The 14,885-nt window shown below is 44.2% G+C and carries 24 protein-coding genes and 1 pseudogene; 8 read left to right on the top strand and 17 right to left on the bottom strand.

All coding sequences use genetic code 11. From position 1 onward, the window contains the following. Positions 1-103 precede the first annotated feature (103 nt). The 9 genes from HMPREF3066_RS11040 to HMPREF3066_RS11010 form a co-directional block, all read right to left on the bottom strand. The gene (locus tag HMPREF3066_RS11040) at positions 104-655 is read right to left on the bottom strand and encodes a TrbM/KikA/MpfK family conjugal transfer protein (RefSeq protein ID WP_070442955.1); all 552 of its coding nucleotides are present in this window, start codon (positions 653-655) and stop codon (positions 104-106) included. A gap of 109 nt (positions 656-764) precedes the next feature. Then, the gene (locus HMPREF3066_RS13220) at positions 765-932 is read right to left on the bottom strand and encodes a hypothetical protein (protein ID WP_019271420.1); all 168 of its coding nucleotides are present in this window, start codon (positions 930-932) and stop codon (positions 765-767) included. Between the two features lie 49 nt (positions 933-981). Next, positions 982-1,173 carry a hypothetical protein gene (locus HMPREF3066_RS11035; RefSeq protein WP_070442952.1) on the bottom strand — a complete coding sequence of 64 codons (192 nt, stop codon included), beginning with the start codon at positions 1,171-1,173 and terminating at the stop codon, positions 982-984. Positions 1,174-1,666: 493 nt separating this feature from the next. After that, complete coding sequence (locus HMPREF3066_RS11030; RefSeq protein ID WP_321178943.1) at positions 1,667-2,032, bottom strand: hypothetical protein; 366 nt, start codon at positions 2,030-2,032, stop codon at positions 1,667-1,669. A gap of 5 nt (positions 2,033-2,037) precedes the next feature. After that, complete coding sequence (locus HMPREF3066_RS11025; RefSeq protein ID WP_070442945.1) at positions 2,038-2,322, bottom strand: hypothetical protein; 285 nt, start codon at positions 2,320-2,322, stop codon at positions 2,038-2,040. 14 nt (positions 2,323-2,336) lie between these two features. Next, a complete protein-coding gene (locus tag HMPREF3066_RS11020; RefSeq protein ID WP_070442942.1) occupies positions 2,337-2,711 on the bottom strand; it encodes a hypothetical protein in 375 nt (124 codons plus the stop codon). Positions 2,712-2,716: 5 nt separating this feature from the next. After that, positions 2,717-3,013 (bottom strand): hypothetical protein, encoded by a 297-nt coding sequence (locus HMPREF3066_RS11015; protein ID WP_070442939.1) that lies wholly within the window; start codon positions 3,011-3,013, stop codon positions 2,717-2,719. Positions 3,014-3,283: 270 nt separating this feature from the next. Continuing rightward, entirely contained in the window at positions 3,284-3,442 is a 159-nt protein-coding gene (locus HMPREF3066_RS13215; RefSeq protein WP_168160674.1) for a hypothetical protein, read from the bottom strand. A 220-nt stretch (positions 3,443-3,662) separates the two neighbouring features. Further along, positions 3,663-4,313: a LexA family protein gene (locus HMPREF3066_RS11010; RefSeq protein ID WP_049322042.1), complete on the bottom strand. Its 651-nt coding sequence runs from the start codon at positions 4,311-4,313 to the stop codon at positions 3,663-3,665. A 106-nt stretch (positions 4,314-4,419) separates the two neighbouring features. On the opposite strand from HMPREF3066_RS11010, the gene HMPREF3066_RS11005 reads away from it, so the two are divergent. From HMPREF3066_RS11005 to HMPREF3066_RS13670, 5 genes and pseudogenes are all read left to right on the top strand, one after another. After that, the gene (locus tag HMPREF3066_RS11005) at positions 4,420-4,608 is read left to right on the top strand and encodes a Cro/CI family transcriptional regulator (RefSeq protein WP_049322041.1); all 189 of its coding nucleotides are present in this window, start codon (positions 4,420-4,422) and stop codon (positions 4,606-4,608) included. Positions 4,609-4,613: 5 nt separating this feature from the next. Then, positions 4,614-5,381, top strand: coding sequence for a hypothetical protein (locus tag HMPREF3066_RS11000; protein ID WP_070442936.1), 768 nt, complete (start codon positions 4,614-4,616; stop codon positions 5,379-5,381). 506 nt (positions 5,382-5,887) lie between these two features. Continuing rightward, positions 5,888-6,136, top strand: a complete 249-nt coding sequence (locus HMPREF3066_RS10995; RefSeq protein ID WP_231574631.1) for a type II toxin-antitoxin system Phd/YefM family antitoxin — start codon at positions 5,888-5,890, stop codon at positions 6,134-6,136. Then, a pseudogene (locus tag HMPREF3066_RS10990) lies at positions 6,136-6,326 on the top strand (type II toxin-antitoxin system YoeB family toxin); the annotation flags it as partial. The gene HMPREF3066_RS10995 and the pseudogene HMPREF3066_RS10990, both read left to right, overlap by 1 nt. Next, positions 6,312-6,395 (top strand): type II toxin-antitoxin system YoeB family toxin, encoded by an 84-nt coding sequence (locus HMPREF3066_RS13670; protein ID WP_321178945.1) that lies wholly within the window; start codon positions 6,312-6,314, stop codon positions 6,393-6,395. The pseudogene HMPREF3066_RS10990 and the gene HMPREF3066_RS13670, both read left to right, overlap by 15 nt. Positions 6,396-6,443: 48 nt before the next feature. Here HMPREF3066_RS13670 and HMPREF3066_RS10985 read toward each other — a convergent pair whose 3' ends face one another. Further along, a complete protein-coding gene (locus tag HMPREF3066_RS10985) occupies positions 6,444-6,824 on the bottom strand; it encodes a hypothetical protein (protein ID WP_070442933.1) in 381 nt (126 codons plus the stop codon). A gap of 665 nt (positions 6,825-7,489) precedes the next feature. Here HMPREF3066_RS10985 and HMPREF3066_RS10980 point away from each other — a divergent pair. Genes HMPREF3066_RS10980 through HMPREF3066_RS10970 form a run of 3 tightly spaced genes read left to right on the top strand, consistent with a single transcriptional unit; the run spans position 7,490 to position 9,306 of the window. Further along, on the top strand, positions 7,490-7,888 hold the full coding sequence (locus tag HMPREF3066_RS10980; RefSeq protein ID WP_070442930.1) for a phosphoglycerate kinase: 399 nt from the start codon (positions 7,490-7,492) through the stop codon (positions 7,886-7,888). Positions 7,889-7,945: 57 nt separating this feature from the next. Further along, entirely contained in the window at positions 7,946-8,734 is a 789-nt protein-coding gene (locus HMPREF3066_RS10975; protein WP_070442927.1) for an N-6 DNA methylase, read from the top strand. Positions 8,735-8,751: 17 nt separating this feature from the next. After that, a complete protein-coding gene (locus tag HMPREF3066_RS10970) occupies positions 8,752-9,306 on the top strand; it encodes a hypothetical protein (RefSeq protein WP_070442924.1) in 555 nt (184 codons plus the stop codon). 301 nt (positions 9,307-9,607) lie between these two features. On the opposite strand, the gene HMPREF3066_RS10965 is transcribed toward HMPREF3066_RS10970, so the two are convergent. The 7 genes from HMPREF3066_RS10965 to HMPREF3066_RS12985 all read right to left on the bottom strand — a co-directional run bounded on the left by HMPREF3066_RS10965 (position 9,608) and on the right by HMPREF3066_RS12985 (position 14,883). Beyond that, complete coding sequence (locus HMPREF3066_RS10965) at positions 9,608-10,501, bottom strand: zeta toxin family protein (protein WP_070442921.1); 894 nt, start codon at positions 10,499-10,501, stop codon at positions 9,608-9,610. Positions 10,502-10,513: 12 nt separating this feature from the next. Then, positions 10,514-10,729, bottom strand: coding sequence for a hypothetical protein (locus HMPREF3066_RS10960; protein WP_321178941.1), 216 nt, complete (start codon positions 10,727-10,729; stop codon positions 10,514-10,516). Between the two features lie 3 nt (positions 10,730-10,732). Then, positions 10,733-11,365, bottom strand: coding sequence for a recombinase family protein (locus tag HMPREF3066_RS10955; RefSeq protein WP_070442918.1), 633 nt, complete (start codon positions 11,363-11,365; stop codon positions 10,733-10,735). Beyond that, positions 11,362-11,604 (bottom strand): hypothetical protein, encoded by a 243-nt coding sequence (locus HMPREF3066_RS10950; protein ID WP_070442915.1) that lies wholly within the window; start codon positions 11,602-11,604, stop codon positions 11,362-11,364. Before HMPREF3066_RS10950 ends, HMPREF3066_RS10955 begins: the two co-directional genes overlap by 4 nt. 227 nt (positions 11,605-11,831) lie before the next feature. Beyond that, on the bottom strand, positions 11,832-12,896 hold the full coding sequence (locus HMPREF3066_RS10945) for a relaxase/mobilization nuclease domain-containing protein (protein WP_070442912.1): 1,065 nt from the start codon (positions 12,894-12,896) through the stop codon (positions 11,832-11,834). A 10-nt stretch (positions 12,897-12,906) separates the two neighbouring features. Then, a complete protein-coding gene (locus HMPREF3066_RS10940) occupies positions 12,907-13,458 on the bottom strand; it encodes a MobC domain-containing protein (protein WP_070442907.1) in 552 nt (183 codons plus the stop codon). Positions 13,459-13,518: 60 nt separating this feature from the next. Beyond that, positions 13,519-14,883 carry a hypothetical protein gene (locus HMPREF3066_RS12985; RefSeq protein ID WP_141743220.1) on the bottom strand — a complete coding sequence of 455 codons (1,365 nt, stop codon included), beginning with the start codon at positions 14,881-14,883 and terminating at the stop codon, positions 13,519-13,521. Between the last annotated feature and the right edge of the window lie 2 nt (positions 14,884-14,885).

The following is a 14,885-nucleotide window of genomic DNA, read 5'->3' as shown; positions in this document are numbered from 1 at the left end:
CGCCCTTGAACAGGCTTTCGTTTGTAAAAAAGCAGCTCTCACCTTTCGGAAGAGCTGCATAAACTGCTAAACATTATGCCGATGTAGAGCAGGAGTGAAATTTTCAGTGAACATCAACCCAACGACCACCGGTTTTCTCTTCGCCTACATAACGCACCTTGTCGCCAGTGGTTGTCCAACCATGTTCAAAATATGCTTTGCAGTATTGCGGTTTATCGGGACGGACACGGAATTTTTTAACCATCTGACAGTTTTCCTGTTTGGTGTAGTTTCGGCCAAGACGGTTATAGGTTTTCTGTTCGCAAACCTGTTCCCATGCCGGGTAACGCATCATTCGATTCAACTCTTTAGCGTCGCAGCGCCCCGCGCCCTCCGCAATCGCATCTGTCAAACCCGCCATTTCAGCGGTTTCCGAACTTGCCGGACACATTTTCAAAAAATTGCGCCGCGCTTTCAGCGTATCACCCAACTTTTTATGCCGAATCGAAAAATACCGCTTAATCGACGGCGCACACTCGCTCGGACGATCACCTGAAGACAGACACAAAACCGCTTCACACGCCAATCGTGTATCGCCCGTCAGTACATCGTCAGCATAAGCGGCGGGCGCTGCACCCAGCAACGCCGCTGTCAACAAACCCAAGGATTTTTTCATACACATACCTTTTCCATATTGAAATAAAAGACGAAAAAAAGGATAATCTGCGTACCCCTACGAGATTATCCAATTCTCCCAAAGCCGCTTTTGAAAGAAAGCGGCTTTTTTATTGCCAAGCAACTGTTCGAACCTGAAACTTACGACCGTCCTGAACGATATTTACACATAAATCACTATTACCACGCATCAACAGGTCAACCTGCTTGGATGCAGCCTTCATGCTTTCATAAGTGCCAATCACAATTTGTTTGACGGGCTTGCGGAGTTTTTTCATGTTGCTTCCTTTCATTCGTTTGAATTAAATTTGTCATTTGCATAATTGCTTATATAATGAAAATGATGGAATCATTTTCATTAATTTGCTTACTAATGATTTGCAGTTCTAATTTTCTATTATATGAAAGTGCAGTTCCATATAGCTTCAATTGCACTTCATCTAACTCTGATAACCGTTTTCCATTCAGCTCTCGAATTCGATCTCTCAATTCTTCCATTTTTCCTTCATCTAAACGCATATCAATAACTCCTTCTAGTTTTTAATCATCTAATACCCACATACAAACAAGTGCCATAAAACTCAAGATAATAAATGGACTTGCTGTAAGAAAAGTTATCAGGTTGGCCGTATATATTAATTTGATTGTCATTGCTGAAAGCAATATACCAACTATTATTACAAGAACCTTGTTATACATAGGAATCTTCTTTTAAATTGATTGAAATGCAGGGCTTCCACCTGCTCCCCGACGTATTGCCGGTAGTCAGCCTTATCAGGGCATCGCTCAAAACGGCAGGGTGTGATAAATACCATACCGCCGATTTTTACCCTCCCGTTACTGCTCGTTGTTTCGCGGGTAAAGTGCTTGTTCACACAACATCACACACGGACGGTATCGGAACCGCTCAGTCTTCCTTTCTCTCGAGCCGCTGAGTTGCCCGCCGCCTATGGTGTAGCTAGGCGGTAGAAATGGTCGTCTGAAACTTCTAACGACCTGAAATTAACCTTGCTTATTTTGTTATGGACTTAAGCTCCATTTTCAAATCATGTTTTTTGCAATCAAACATAATATCCTCGATGTTTCCAAGTGTAATGGTTTTCCCAACTGTACATCTTTGCACATTTTCTTTTTGAATAGCAGTTCCACTGAGGGGGATATATTTATATGGGTTTACTTTTGAAACAAATCCAAATAGGAGTAAATACAGGAAGAATGCTACGCAAGCTATAAATCTTGGAAGTTCACTACCTTTCCAATTGCATATAAAATAAATGTAGTTAGCTGCAAAAATTAATAAACTAATAAAAAGGAATACCCATACCCAAACGCTAGGAAATCCATAATCATCAAAAAACCAATTAAGAATAAAAGACATCGTTTTCATCTTTCGTGAATAAATCCCGAAAACTGCTCCTTAAATTGCTTCGCTATCTCAGCAATATCAAAACCTGCTTCTAATCCAAATTGCCCTTTCGTTAAATACAATCCAAATTGTTCTTGATATTTTTTGGCAATACCTGCTTCAACGTAACAGATTTCAGGGTCATCATGACGAGGAAAATAAAACTCAGGATTAGGGATAATGTAAGAACCAGCTCGCAATTCTAAGAACTCACAAATATCCTCGGCCTTTTTCATCAAGTTGCATACTTCAATATCTTTCATAATTCCCCTATGCGCTATTTTCTTAAGGATTCGATTCCCTCCTTAAGTTTCAGCTCCTGATCACGGTTTTGGCACTCAGTCATAATATCCTCGATGTTTTCGAGTGTAATGGTTTTCCCAACTGTACATCTTTTCAAATTGCTCTTTTGAATATCCGTACCACTGATAGGTATATGCTCATATTGGTTTATTGCAGCAATAATAAAAAATAAAGCTAAATACAAGGCAAAACCAAAGCCTGAAACAAGATACGAAGGTAAGCCATCCGTATCCTCATCAAAAGCCATGAAAAAAACAGCGATTATGCAAAGTATAATCGTGAGAAATATCCAAGCCTTACCACTTGGAAGGCCATAATCATTAAATAACAAACTAAGTAATAACGCCATCGTTCTCAACCTTCCCGAAAAAATTCCGCAAACCGACTCTCAAACTCTGCCGCAACCTCATCAATATCGTCAAAATCGCTATCTTTCCAGAGTTCACTATCATTCAAAAACCACTCGAATTTCCACCAATATTCATTCGCGATGCGCGATGCGATGAATGCGTCATCGTGATTCTCACGGTTCGCCTCAAAAATTTCCTGTCCCGAGCGCACATAAACCGCCGAGCGTTTTTCAAAATGATCACTGATTTCTGCTGCTTTGATTTGCAGGGCTTTAATTTCATCCTTTGTCATATTTGTCATAACTTCGCCTTTGCACTATAATAATAAACTATCTGAAATAATAAACTTTATTATTATTTCGGATGAACCCAAACGGAAACCCACTTGTGCAAGAAGTGGGCTTGGATTTGGATACACCTTTAAAGACGGGTAGAGCCGTCTGAATATTGGGCATATGCCCTATCGGATTTATCCGATAAATACCCGCTCACGGCGGGCGAAAAGAAAAACCAAAATGTATTTTGCAGCTTGTCCGCAGATTATCGCTGCTGCATCGGGATTACGTCCCGATTAAAAAATACGTCCAACTTGCCGCCTGTTACCGGACCCTCTCATCAGGCTACCCGGATGCGCGGCATTTTTTTTTGGCAGGTTGAAAGCTGCCAGCAACCGTTTGTTCTTACCCAAAGGCTCGATCGCCTTTTCTACGCCTGTTTTTTCGGGGTTCATACTCCGAAAAAACTCCGAAGGCCGGTTGCTTCATTACAAATTGTTAAAGAGCTTAAATCTGTGACTGGATGAATTTTAAGTTATCTTAAATTATTAAGCAAGCTAAATTTTAAGATTTCTTAATTTTTTTAGTTAAATTGCTGTAAGTTATTGCTTTGTATTAATAAAAAAAGGTCGCCTGTTTTTACAGGCGACCTTTTATCTCGGGTGAATCAAGAAATTATCTTTTCCTTCTAAAAATCCGATGTTCTACCATTGTGCCAAGAAGTTCAATTGAGTGCCGAGAAGATGAGAATGGGGGAAAATCCTGATTAAGTGGGGTAAGAGAGAAATATTCTGCCTCTCCATTCACGGAGCTCTCAACTTGATACTTTCTAAATAAAATGTCTTTATCAACTCGAGCCACTACAAACTCTCCAGGTGCTGGCTTCTGTTCTGAGTCAATTACAATCATATCTCCCTCTACAAAATCGGGTTTCATGGAATCATCCAGAACTTTCAAAGCAAAACATTTGCTGGGTTTATGGATATTACTCATAAGGTACTCTCTTTCTATTGGGGTTGGTATGTCTATACCGATATGCCAATGTTCGAGTTGAGTAATTTCCAAAATTGGAATTTTTTTATTTTCCGGATCAGCTAAAAATAAGACATTTGTATTTTCGCCTTCTCCCTTTAAAAGCCAGCCGAAGTCACACCCAAGAATCTGAGATAGTTCATATAAATTTTCAGCATTTGGCTTGGTTGTGTTCGACTCCCATTGAGAAATAGCTACATGCGAGACATCTTTGAGCTTCTTTGCAAGCTCTTGTTGAGTCCAACCGAACTCCTTTCGTTTATGCCGAATTCTTTGTCCAATTGAAGTTTCCACGGTTCAAACCTGTTTGCGAAATTGATTTAAGTAATCTTAACTCATCTTGCTTTAAGTTTTCTTCACACTTATAATTTAAGAATACTTAAAATGACAGGTAAAAATCATGTTTAAAGTTGATGTACTGGAATATTTCGGTTCAAAAAGTGCCACTGCTCAACATTTGGATGTTAGCCCCTCAGCAGTTACTCAGTGGAAAGATATCATTCCTGAAAAGCAAGCATATAAGGTTGAAAAGATAACAAAGGGAAAATTGAAAGTTAACCCCTCGCTTTATAACAAAAGAGCAAAATAAATCCTATGCTCACAGCCGACCTTCGTCATCACATCACAACGGACTTCGTGGTTTACCGCGAGTTCGGGCTTTTGTGCGGCTCCAATATTCAGGCAGCGACGTTATTGTCGGGGCTGTTTTGGTGGAGCGATGTGGCTGACAAGGATCCGAAACGTCATGGCTGGATATACAAGACGGCCGCCCAGTTGTTCTCTGAATTTGGACTAACGCGACGTGGGTACGAAAAAGCGCGGAAATTTTTATCGGGCAAAGGCGTGATCCAATGCCGACGCGCAGGCGTACACGGCAGAATGCACTGGCAGCTCAACAAAGAGCGTTTATTGGAGCTTTGCTATCTAGTTAAAGGCGAGGCAGTGCCACAGTTTGACAGCCGCTACCATCTCGACATCGACAATTTCCGCCTTGAGAAGTGGGTCAACCTCACACTTTGGAATGACTTTTTGAAGATGCGCGCCGAAAAAGGTAAACCCCTCAATATCAAGCAGAAAAAAGTCCTGCTCAACCAGCTCAAAGACCTCAAAAACAAAAACTACGACCTCGAAGCCGCCATGCGGAAAGCTATTCTGAACGGCTGGGCAGGCTTCTACGCCTCCGACCGTTCCCCCAACATCCCTGCGCCACCGACGTCCGAAGCGGCCACGCGCAAAGCTAAGGCGGAATACGAGGCGCAAATCAAACAATCCTCAGACCCGCCGCCCGATAAAGGCGGACAGCGGAATCCCGACAATCCCGATCGCCAAAATCTCAAAAACCTCTTTAGGAAAAAACAGTAATCATCAGGCTGTTGGCACAGTCGCGCCCAAATGCTGCTCCGGCAGCTTTTTTTGCGCCCTTTGAAGCGGGAAAGGTCGTCTGAAAGGCGGTTTTGCCTGTTTTTCGGCGCAGATCGGGATATGCCCACCTTTTTTCCGTCCTATCTTCCTATTTTTACCCAAATCGGATGATAAAAATCTGCTTTTTTGAATGAAATAAGTAATTGAAAATACTATGTTTGTACATATTGAACAAAGAACATTGGCTTTTGAGGACAGAGAACTTTGTCCCCATAAGACGACCTTTATACAAAGACCACGATCACAGACCACTATCAAAAAATATTACAGGCGGCCACCTGATTGTTTTTTGTGCAATTTATGGCTGATACAGATGGATATTGACGTTTGGGAGGATATAGAACGTTTTTGAGGGAGGGATATGTACAAGTTTTGTGGATAAATAGCTATAAATATGTACAGGTTTACTGTACAATTAATTGTGTTACTTAATGGAGATACAAAAAATGGACTATGTAATCAGCTACACCGCAGCCCGTGAAGATTTGGCGAAGGTTATGACCAAAGTGTGCGAAGACCAAGTAGTAACACATATTACACGCCGGAACGGAGGGAACTGTGTCTTGATGTCTGAAGAAGAGTACGGCTCTATTATGGAGACGCTTTACCTGTTCGGAAATCCTGCCAATGCTGCACGTTTGGAACACTCGCTGGCTCAGGCAGAACAGGGAGAATTTGTCGAGGTTGATCTGTGATGAAGCACCGTTTTACCACCGATGCCGCCGAAGATTTGGCTTATTGGAAAAAGCACGATGCCAGGAAGGTTGAACGGATCAAGTTGCTTTTGGAAGATATTAAAGCCAACCATCCGAAGGGAATCGGTAAACCTAACCGCTGCGTCATCAGAAATCGGGACTGTGGTCACGAAGGATTGATCGGGAACACCGTTTGGTTTACTCGGTAGAAGAAGATACGGTAACGGTTTATGCCTGCCGATACCATTACGAACGCTGAACGCGGTATTTTACCTCGAAAGCCGTCTGAAAATTCAGACGGCTTTTTTTATATGTACTCATTAGGATTGATCTGATTCTGCCAATCGAATTTTCCTTCGCCTGGTTTCCCGGGTGAGGACTGTTCCGAGTTTTCTGTCTTTTGACGTTCATTTTTTTGAAAATGATTTCGAGATGAGGACGGTTTTTGAGCTTCGGTTTTGCTGTTTTCCGGCTGGTTGCTCTGCTCCGTTTGCGAGCGTGTTTTGACAAACCAGTTGATCGTCGTCAGTCCGACTTCAAGGCCGTTTTCTTTCAAAAATTGCTGAATCTGTTTTTGAGAAAAACCTTTTTGTTTGAGCAGCAGGATGTCGGATTTGAACGGCTCTAATTTGGAACGCCGTCCGTTTTCTTCCTGCTCGGTTATGAATTTTTCTACCGAAATACCCATATATAAATCCAATCTAATTTTAATCTATTCAAATCTAATAATTTCTAATAAAGAACCCATAAAATCTAATAGTAAACCAATAGAATCTACTTTTCAATCTAATATCATTCTAATTATATAACTATTTTAAATCTAACTAAATTTATTTATAGTCTATATCAATCTAAATTTATTCTAATAATAATCTATTTCAAATCTATTTGAATCTAATAATATCTAATATTTGAACTAATATCTTTCCAATCAGCGCGTATCTACCCTTCAAAAAGGGAGACTTCATAAGTACAACACTAATTTTAACTACAACGCAGGATAGGCAACGAGTGCCAAAAAACGCCCTAAAGCGTTTTTTCAATTCCGCCCCAAGGGGCGGAAACGCCGCAGAGCGGCTGAAGGTTTGAAACAACCATCGGGGGCAGTGGCCGCCGTGTTGTTGGTTGATGTCTAAATTTCAAAGCGCAAAAAGTCCAGACCAAGACAAGTGTCTTTGCACGGCTTCCACCTTTTCCACCACGCCGCAGAGGGCGCACCGGACAAAGATAAAAGCCGCACAAAGCCAGTCTGGACTTTTTGCGCTTTGAAATTTTTTACGACATCACAACACGGCGGCCACTGCCCCCGATGGTTGTTTATTTATGAATGAAAATTTATGAAAGGATTATCAAATGGGACTTGATATGTACGGCTATACCATGAATGCCGAGTTTGTCGGCGACCGTCAAACCGATGTGAATGTGAGTGAAGATGAACGCGATGAAGCAGAACTGAATCAATTTGCGTACTGGCGGAAATTTAACCATCTTCATGGCTGGATGGAAAATTTATATCGGCAAAAAGGCGGTAAATGCGATGTATTTAATTGTTGTACGGTGCGGCTGGAACTAGAAGATTTAGAACGGCTGGAAGCTGATTTAAATGAAGAAAAACTAGAACACACGCCGGGCTTTTTCTTTGGAGATTCACAAATTTATCCCGAAGACATTACAGAAACCAAAAACTTTATAGCGAATGCGCGATTAGCAATAGCCGAAGGACAGGCGGTTTTCTATGACAGTTGGTGGTAATGGCATTTAAACGGTTTCGGGCGGCAAAGGTCGTCTGAAACCTTCGGGAGCGTAAAAATGGATAACACGGTTAAAGACCTGAAAAAACTTATTTATTCATTCGGTGCGGCATATAAACCGTCTGATGTTTTTCGTGATTTCGTGGAGCTGGCAGCCCTTGCGATTTTAAACAGTTACATGCGGGATGAAGATTGGGAAATGCGGGAGGAGCGATACCACACTATCCGCCGAGAATATAAAGAAGAGGCTTTTAAAATTTTTCCTGAGCTGTTGGGCGTTTTGGCTTCGGGCTGCATTAGAGCGGTAAACGTCGGAAGCTACGAAGATTTTTTGGGTGAGCTTTATATGGACTTGGGCGCGTCAAACGAGCGTAACGGGCAGTATTTTACGCCGATGTCAGTGTCAAGAGTGATGGCGAAACTGGTAGGAATCGACACGGCGGAGAAACTGGAAAAACAAAGATTTGTTTCCTTGCTTGAGCCGTGTTGCGGCAGCGGTGCGAATCTGCTTGCCTTTGCGGAACATATCGCCGATAGCGGAAAAGTTCCAACTTTGCATATGGCGACGGTTGCGGTGGATATAGATGTTTTGTGTGTGTGGATGTGTTTTGTGCAATGTCATTTTTACGGTATCCCCGCAAAAATCATACATGGAGACAGTATAAAAAACGAATTTCATACGGCATGGCGGACAGTGCATTGGTTGCGTGGCGGTTTTGAAGACGATATGAAAGCCGAAATTGAAGCCGACAAAAAAGCCGCTTTCGACGCAAAACAGCACAGCCAAGACGAAACGAAGATAACCGCCCCCTTATTGACATTGGAAGAACAGTTGGTTTTGTTTTAAAGAAAGGCAGAAGAGTGATGATTCAAGAAGTTAAAGAAGTGAATATGATAGATAGAATTTTAAATGAAATTTCGGCGTTAAGCCCGAAAGAAATCCGAGAAATTTTTATGCGGATGTGGCGGCATATGGATGCACTGAATGACGGCTTAACGGCTGACGATTGTGTCGAACTTTTTGCAACCGCATTAAAAGGCAGTTCGGATTTGACCTATGATTTGTTGAAGGATACCTGTCATGATTATAGCGTAGGCACGATGACAGAAACATTTGCCTTATTACCGCGTGAAACGTATGACAAAATGATTTCTGAATGTCTCAAAGGTAAAATTCCTACTGAAACGAGGCTGGATACTGAAGCCCTAATAAAGCTATTGATGTTCGAAAACGTATCTGAAGTAGAGGCAAGCATTAGAAAAGGTTGCATAAGGGCAACACATTTTATAGGTTCAGGTAAAAAATTTATCTATGATACAGGGATTGATGATGAAAATATTCAATGGAAAATTGAAGATTTTAAGGCTAATTACTCGCATACATGGTGGACGGTAGAGCAGATTATTTACAATGACTAAGATATAGAGGTCGTCTGAAACAGCAATTTCAGACGACCTCTATATGCCGAAGGAAACTGAACGGAAAAAACGCCCGCCGCAGCCCCGTTACCGCCTCTCAAGGTTCGGCAGAAACGTCCCCACGCCCCCAAGAGAAAAACAGACTTAGGCAACTTTTCCGGCACCTTCGGCAGCCTGCAAAATTGCCACGCCTATTTTTCTCTTGCCCCCTACGGCGGGCTTTTTTTATTATCGGATCGGGTTATTGATGAGCATACCGTCACAGATGAAAAGAGAGCTGCTGATGGGCGGCGGAGAGGGTTCAGCGGTCTATTTCAATATCCGCGTCCTGCTCTGGGCGTTTGTCCAATGACTGAAGCTGACTGCTGTACAGGTTGATTTTAGCCTGAATTTGGTCGGCAGGCGGTAGATCGGCAATTAGTTTTTCCGCCCCGGCGACAACCTGTTTTTGAAAATCGGAAAGTAGGTGCGAACGTTGTTTCATGTCGGCTTCCAACGTTTTCAGACGACGTGTGTTGCGGTGCAGTTCGTGATCGATGGCGGAACTCGGCATCTGTCCTTGATGGATTCGGCTGTCAAAAATCAGTCCTTCGCGGGAATACACTTTGAAAACATTTGCCTTGCCTGACAGAAATACGGTATCGGCATTCTTGGGCAGTAGTTCTACGACTAAATCATGATGTTCTTTGGGTGTTGCCCTTGGGGTTTCGCCTGCCTTTTCCATTACCTGATAGCGTTCTAAGGTGCTTTGCCAGCTTATTTCCGACGGAGCGGTTTGGATATGGGCGGCGGTTTCGTAGCCGTGTTTGTGCATATCGTCCAGCGTTTTCATTGGCGTTTCTGCGGTGCGGAATGTACCTTCTACGATGAGGTTGTAACCTTCAGACAATGCTCTTTCGATGACCTGCTCTGTCATTCGTCCTGAAAACTCTGCCGTGTACTTGGGCGCGTCTTTGCCGTATTGTGCTTGGATTGCGTCAAAGTCGGGATGGTAGCGGCGGAACTCGTCGCCATTGGCAACCAGTACATTGCCTTCCAATTCCATATTGATTTTTCGGATCAGATTGGATTTGCCTGCGCCCGGCTGACCGCCCAGGACAAAACCCTTCGGCGCGGTTTCGGGTTTGACCTGATGTTCGTCCATCAGGTCGTCCCATATGTTTTCGAATGCTTCTTTTTCCCGTTCGGTACTCATCGATTTTTCCTATCATGCAGAGTATTTCTGATAAATCTGATTGCATTCGGCAACTGCTTTGTCAAAATCAATATCTTTGGGATTGGAGGCATAGAGTTCCCGCCTTAGTGCGACGAGTCTGTGTTGTTCTTCAGTCCGTCCTTCGCTACGCGGGCGGTTGCGTGCAATCATCGCCAAAAGGGAGGCGACCCGTTCGATCAAAGCGTCTTTTTCCATTAATGTAGCCATTGCTTATTCCTTTTCTGATTCTGAAGTTTGGGATATTTTGTGTTTACGCATCACCAGTTTTACCAGCGATACGCTGCATCCGGCAAGCTTTGCAGTTTCCTGCAAGGTGTGGTTCGGGCGGAGGGCAATAATGCGTCCGTGTATTTCCGTATCCGCCTGTCTGCCTTTGTAATGCCCGTTTTTCTTAGCTTCGGCTATGCCTGCCATCTGCCGCCGCCTGCGCTGTTCATAGTCGTCCCGCGCCGTCTGCATGGCGATTTTAAGCAGGATGGCCTGTACGCCGTCCAAAACGATTTTGGCGATTTCGGAATCGGTTTGGATTTGGCTCAGGTCGATAATGCCGGGAATGGACAGAATCGCGCCTTTTTCCCGGATGCGGCCGACCAGTTTTTCCGCTTCTGCCAAAGGCAAACGGCTGATACGGTCGATATGTTCGGTGATGATTACATCGCCTTCTTGCAAATCTGCAATCAGTTGATTCAACACAGGTCGGTCTGCACGGACGCCGGAGGCCTTCTCTTTATAGACCCCCGCAATGTAGTAACCTTCAGCTTTGGCTTGTTCAATTAGGGCGTTTTGCCGCTTGAGATTTTGTTCTTCGGTGCTGACGCGTTGGTAGATTCTCGCTGCTTTCATATTTTTTCTACTTGAACAATGAGACCTATCGCGTCTTTATGTTCCATCTCATGAATACCCCAAACGCCATTCTGTAAGGATTTTTTGAGGTCTTCATCTGCATCCGGCGGTAGATTGACAATCAATTTGAAACCGTGCTTTCTCCCTATTTTAAATATTTCTGAAACAATAAGTTTCTCGTCACGGGAGAGCTGGTAATATTTTTTTCCAATTAAATTCTTCATGGTATCTGTAATCATAAATGTTGCTCCTGGATATTTTGGGTATGCTCTAATTACCTATCAAATAAATGCCTTAAAATTTGGCTAATTTAAAATAATCAGGACTTAAATTGTCCATAATCAAATTGTCCATTCTATTTGCCCAACGATAAATATCATTTACACAGTTTGACTCATCAAAAAAACAAAAAAAGCCCTGCGGCCATACAGACATCTGTATGGCCGCAGGGCTTTTGCTTTATCGTTTAACGAGAGAGGTCGTTGTCTTGTTCAACATTTGACTGCTTGAAAGAGCGGGTTTCGTGTTGCATTTGAGGTCTGACTTTTTGGTCGTATTCCTGTTGAGCTTTGGTGCTTAGAGGCTGACCAACCATATCCTTAGCCAGTTTACTGATAAGCCGGGCTTCATTTTTGTGTCCCATCTTATACAGTTCTTTGGCGATTAGACCGTATTCGGCCAATATGTAACCGCGTGTCTGCATGACCTTCTGAATGTGTGGATGTGTCGGTCGTTCCAAGTTCTTGATAGCTTGGTTCAATTCCTCCAGCCGCTGCTTTTCAATGCGGGGGGTTGCTCCGCGTTTCTTCATTGCTTTCACTATGCCGTTTTCGGCTTTGTGTATCTTTCCCCTGTGCTGTCGTTTGGTGGCGGCGCACTCTACGCCCTCCTCACGGAGTTTTTCGGCAAACCGCACTCGCCATTCAAAAAGATCGTTTTTGCGTGGGTTAAGCCTCTGCCCATAAGTATCTCTCATCAATACACACAGATGGACATGGGGATGCTCGGGTTCACCTTCTTTATCAGATTCGTGATGCAAAGCAAACAGGTATTGATGGTCGGCAAACTGTTCGGAAGCGAAATTGCGGGCGGCATTCAATACAGCCTGCGGAGGTGTTCCGGCGGGCATGGACAAGACGATATTGAGGGCTTCCCGATGTTTACCTCTTTCAGGGATATTGAGTTTCTGCCAGTCATCAAGTTGCGATTTGACCGCCTTTTTACCGTTTAACTTTTCGCCGGAATGATTTTCGACGGTAGTTTTACCATTGCGAGAAATATAGTCCAAATGGTTTCGTATGCCCTGCATACCGTTAGAGTTACGGCTAAGTCGCTTAGGGATTTTAACCATGACTTCAGGGTGTTTTTTTGCAGCGGCTGTCAGGTTGGCCAAACCGCTGCCCGGTTTGAGCGGAACGCGGGAATTTGTCCGGTGTTTGGATTTTGGGATGGGGATGCCGGAATCTTTTGCACGGACGGAACGGGTTTTGTAGCCCAAGAACCAGTCGTCTATTTTACGGTACAGGGACATAGGTTTGCTCCTATTCAGACAAGCGTTTACGGTTGGTTCGCAGTACGTCACCTACCCTTTGGGTATGTTGTTTGATGAATTGGGAAAGGGTATTGATTTGGTCAGATGTAAGTGAAACACCTTCGCCCATGTTGAGGTTTCGAGCGATTTGGTTCAGGTTGCGGCCAATGGCAACAAGCTGGTAATTAGATTGGTGCAGAACTTCGACTTCGGCGGCAGACAACATGGGATGGTTGCGGACGTGGGACTGGACTATATCGCGCACGATGTCGTTCACACTGCTTTTATGTTGTTTAGCAGCGGCCTCGAGGTAGGCGCGGTCTTTTTCCGGAAGACGGACTGTAATCCGCTTGTTGCCTTTGGGCGGTGGAAGTCTGACCAGTTCGGGTTCCTCCGGTGCATCCAACCGGGCTTTCAGCATATTTTTTGCAAGCAGCGATACACTGGGTTTCCCGTATTCTTTACAGGCAATTTCGCGTAAAGCTGCCAATTCGCCTTCGGTTAAACCGAATACGCGCAGGGCAAGGCGTTTTTCGTCGGTTTCAATTGTGTCCTTACTCATCTGTCTGTCCTAATAGGAAAAGGTCGTCTGAAACATGGTTTCAGACGACCTTTCTTATCGTTATCTTCCGTAAAACAGTTCCTGTTGCTCAGGAGGCTGCTCCGGTTCGTTTTTTACGTCCATACGCTCGTATTGGGCTTGGTAGAAATTCAGACGCGCCTGCATCTGCGTCTGTTCGGGCAGACCTAGAATCAGGTTTTCCATGCCTGCCTCTAAAATGCGGTGCTTTTTCTGTCCGTCTGCATTCATATCAGATAACCGCTTTTCGTACTGTCCTTGAACTGCCTGTAAACGTTCCTCAAGGGATTGTTGTATAACGGCTGTGTTTGAGCCTTTGATAGTTGGGGCAGGGCGGATCTGCTGTGGTACAGGGTGATGGTTGAGCCACGCGACGATGTTGCGATCTTCGTAATAAGGAATGGCAGGATCCAGCTTGGCGTATGTATCTGCAATATCGCAACCCAAGGCTGTGAAGGCAGTAGTACGGGGATTTTTGTAACCGGTGCCAATATAGCCGGAAGGTTTCATGGCCTTGTCGCGCAACCGTTCTGTAAACTGTTCCAGTTCAGTCAACCGTTGCACCGTATGTTTCTCCCCGTATCCGTTGACTTCACCACCATTGATTTTGTCCATAAATGCTTCCATACGAACATAGGGAATACCGGCTTTTTCCAATAAAGCTATTCGTTCGGCAATTTTTTCGGATTGTTTGGCGATGACCGCATCCAAAGAATCAGCCGCATTCTGCCAGCCGCGATTGAAGGCTCGAAGGTCTTCACCTTTGAGACCGAAATCAGGCATTGTGGGTAGCTGGGGAGGACGTTTCACAGATATTTCAGGTAACTTTTCTGCCGGTTCTTGTGCCGACCGGGCTTCGTTTTTTTCTGATGCCGCCTCTTGTTTGGTTACGTTTTCGCGTTCTTGGCGGTGCAGGGCAAGGATATGGTTATAGGTGTCGCGGAACTTGGCGAACTGTTCGCCTTTCACGCCTTGCAGGTAGGCATAGCCGAACTGCTGCTTGTCCTTATCCCATATGATGCGCGCTTTCTCCACGCCGCTGACAAAAAAGCGGTTCGGGAACTTACGCCACTGAGTAATCTCGCCGGACTCGATCATCGGTTTCAAAAATTCGGGGATGTCGGCATTGTTCACGCGGTCGATCGCCGCCTGTTCGCGTTCGATGGCGCGTTGGGTCTTCTCAATTTCCTTGTTCGCCGTCCGCAAACCGTCGTTTTGGCGTTCCCAGCGATTCAATGTTGCCTGTCCGTTGCGCTTGTCGTTGAGTGGTTGTCCGTTTGCACTAAGAACGTCGTCAAAATGGTTTTGCAGCCGTATGTCGAAAGCCGCCTGTTTCTTTGCTAGCGACTGTTGCAGGATTTCCATTCGTCTGCTGCTCGCAGGTTGCCCGTTTTCGTTATCTGCCATAT

The organism is Neisseria sp. HMSC03D10, assembly GCF_001807625.1.
Classification (GTDB): Bacteria; Pseudomonadota; Gammaproteobacteria; order Burkholderiales; family Neisseriaceae; genus Neisseria; species Neisseria mucosa.
This window is presented reverse-complemented; position numbering and strand designations above follow the sequence as displayed.